The sequence below is a fragment of the Chloroflexota bacterium genome (assembly GCA_014360825.1).
Classification (GTDB): Bacteria; Chloroflexota; Anaerolineae; order UBA2200; family JACIWT01; genus JACIWT01.
On sequence record JACIWT010000055.1, the window covers coordinates 1 to 2,555 of the forward strand.

The window sequence follows — 2,555 nt, forward strand, 5'->3', positions numbered from 1 at the left end:
GCGGCGGAGGCAGTGGAGGCATTTCGCCGCCGCGTAGCCGCGACTTACCGGGAAGTAACCGGCATAGAAGCAAGTATTTACGTCTGTATGGCAACAGATGGAGTGAGGGAACTCGGCTGAGCCCAATCATGAAGTGGTGACCGCGCTTGCGGGTCAATCGGTTTCACCAATAGTCACAATGGGAGAGTAAACTGCTGGGCGCTCCGAGGGTCGAGGACCAATATACTCGTGGCGTGCTACCTTATCGAGCCTCAGCGGAGCATGTATTACTGGCTTTACCGCTATCCCAGCTGCTTTCAGCACCAGATTCCGCAATTCTGCGAACAACGGAAATCCTGTATTGACCAAATAGTATTTTAAATTGCCTTCCGCCTCGCTACGTAGAAGCCCCAGGTTCTCTAAATTCCTCAATTCGCGCCATACTGCGTTCTGACGCCCGCCTATAGCACGTGCCAACTCACGGCTGTAATACCGCTGCCCTGGTTCTGAAAGAAACAGGGTCAGTAATTTAACTCGCACTTTGGAAGAAAAGAGCCCCTCTAATATTTCCTCAGATTTTTGACCAATAAATGTGGTCATTTTAGTCCCTCCTCCGCTCTCTTATGGTATGCCGACGTGCACGGGCGTATCCAGTACTACGCGATCGTCCATCACATTTCCATCTTCGTCGAGAACAGGCAGCCGTGCCCCTGTCTCCAAAACGTACATCCCCACCTCGATCTGGTAGTCACCAGAGGGCGCGTGAGGATCAATGGTCAGGATGTGGCGATCCATCACCGCCTCTCCCACAAACCATTGGTGTGTCGGGTAGCCCCCGTCCGCGGGCTGGCTGTCATGCTGTCCCCAGACAGGCCCCTGGGTGGCTGGGTTATGGGCTGTTCCCAGCAGATGGGTGAAGACAGTGTAGCGTGTCCGGGTCTTCGCGGTTGCACACCAGTAAAGATCGAGCACAATTTGCTCACCTGGCATCAATGCTGTCAACGCCCTCCCGCTAGCAGCATGCAGATCATAGCCCAGAAACTCGATTTCATCACCCAGATTAGCGGACACGGCGTGCGCCACAGCACCTTTGAACAGCACTGCCTTCGTATGAGTGATGCGAAACTCCCCAATGTGAAGGGAATCCCGAACTGGCGCACCCTCCCTGTCTAACACACCTATCTCAAAATGATAGGCACCTGGTGGTGTGGCAGCGAAAACCTCGAAATCGAACTCCTGTCGCTGTGCACCTACCTCCCGGAGCAGGCTTGCTTCCTCCGCCTCTAGCACACGCCCTTTATCATCGACTACGGTAACACGCACCAGGCGTTCCGTATTGCCAATCCAGTACAATGCCAATCGAATGGTGTCCCCACTGCGAAATTCGGATGTAACCAGATCGTACCCCAACAAACGCAAGTCTGGGCCGAACTCTACACTCAACGGGTGTAATGGCTGTAAGGTACCGGAAAGCCGTGGCAGGGCCCCATTTGTATTATATAGCGTCAAGGCGTTGTGAGCGAAATGGAGGTGCAATGCAGTCGCATACCGCTCTCCCAGCCACTTGGCGACAAGCCCATCGGGATCATCAAGTGCGGCATTCACGCTTGCCAGCCAGATTCGGCGGTGCGCTACGGCGATCGGCGCTAGTTCCTGTTCCACATTATCGGGCGTCACTATGAGCGCAGTTCGGGGTACCTCATAGACGGGCAGTCGGGGGGTGTCCTTGGGGAGCCGTTCGTAGTAGTAGAGGAAGATTGGGAAACGACTACCTGAGACAAGCAGGACAGCGTCGCCTTCCTCGGCGTAGGCGGCGATACATCGCACCATGGTCTGCAACTCGTCACGCAAATAGCGGCCCTCATAGTGGCCGGGCAATGTCCAAAGCATCAACGCAAGTGCGACAGCCAACGCCATCAGCCCCACTATCCTCCACATCCGCCAGAGGAGTACGACGGCCCGCGCCACCAGTATGTAGAACGCCGGGGCGAAGAGAAGTAGATAGCGCGCTTCCACCCTCGGCGCATAGAACAGGCCCCGTGGTCGGGTGAGGACATAAACCACGAGGGGTGGTATGGCCAGCGACAGCCCAAGCAAGATAGCCCCTAGGCGCGGCGGGAGTGAAATCCCTCGTTCCTCTCGTCTCAAGCCTTCTCGCCACATCAGGGCCAGCCCTGCCATTGCAATCAGGATGACGGGCGCCACGAATAGGGTATATCGCTCCACGTACGTGGAGATGCCCAGCACCAACAGCGTGGCGTAGAGTTGCAGGAAAACGCCGAAATCGAACTCCGTCGCCACTGACCAGGAGGCCATCCGCCCCAAAGCCAGGGCCAGCCAAGGCACGAATAGGAGCACAACGGTCGCCTGCAGAAGGAGCCAATGCAGTAGAAACCGGGTACGCCGAGCACGGCCCACGTGAGCATACACAGCCAGGGCGAAGATATTCTCCACGAAGAGGACGATGACGAAAAGGTATAGAGTGTACAGTCCTGCGACGCTGGCTGTGATGTAGAAAAGCACCTCACGAGTTGGCTGGCCACGGTGTTCCGAATCACCGAGCCAACCGACGGATC

Annotated in this window: 2 protein-coding genes; both read right to left on the reverse strand. The window is 56.4% G+C overall.

The window, feature by feature from the left end; genetic code table 11:
* Positions 1-153: 153 nt before the first annotated feature.
* Positions 154-579, reverse strand: coding sequence for a winged helix-turn-helix transcriptional regulator (locus tag H5T64_13450; protein MBC7265338.1), 426 nt, complete (start codon positions 577-579; stop codon positions 154-156).
* A 21-nt stretch (positions 580-600) separates the two neighbouring features.
* Positions 601-2,555, reverse strand: a 1,955-nt coding sequence (locus H5T64_13455) for a hypothetical protein (protein ID MBC7265339.1), incomplete at its 5' end; no start/stop codon positions are given.

Bases quoted from the DNA above. Each gene is read 5' to 3' on its own strand.
- H5T64_13450 (MBC7265338.1), bottom strand. From the start codon at position 579: ATGACCACATTTATTGGTCAAAAATCTGAGGAAATATTAGAGGGGCTC.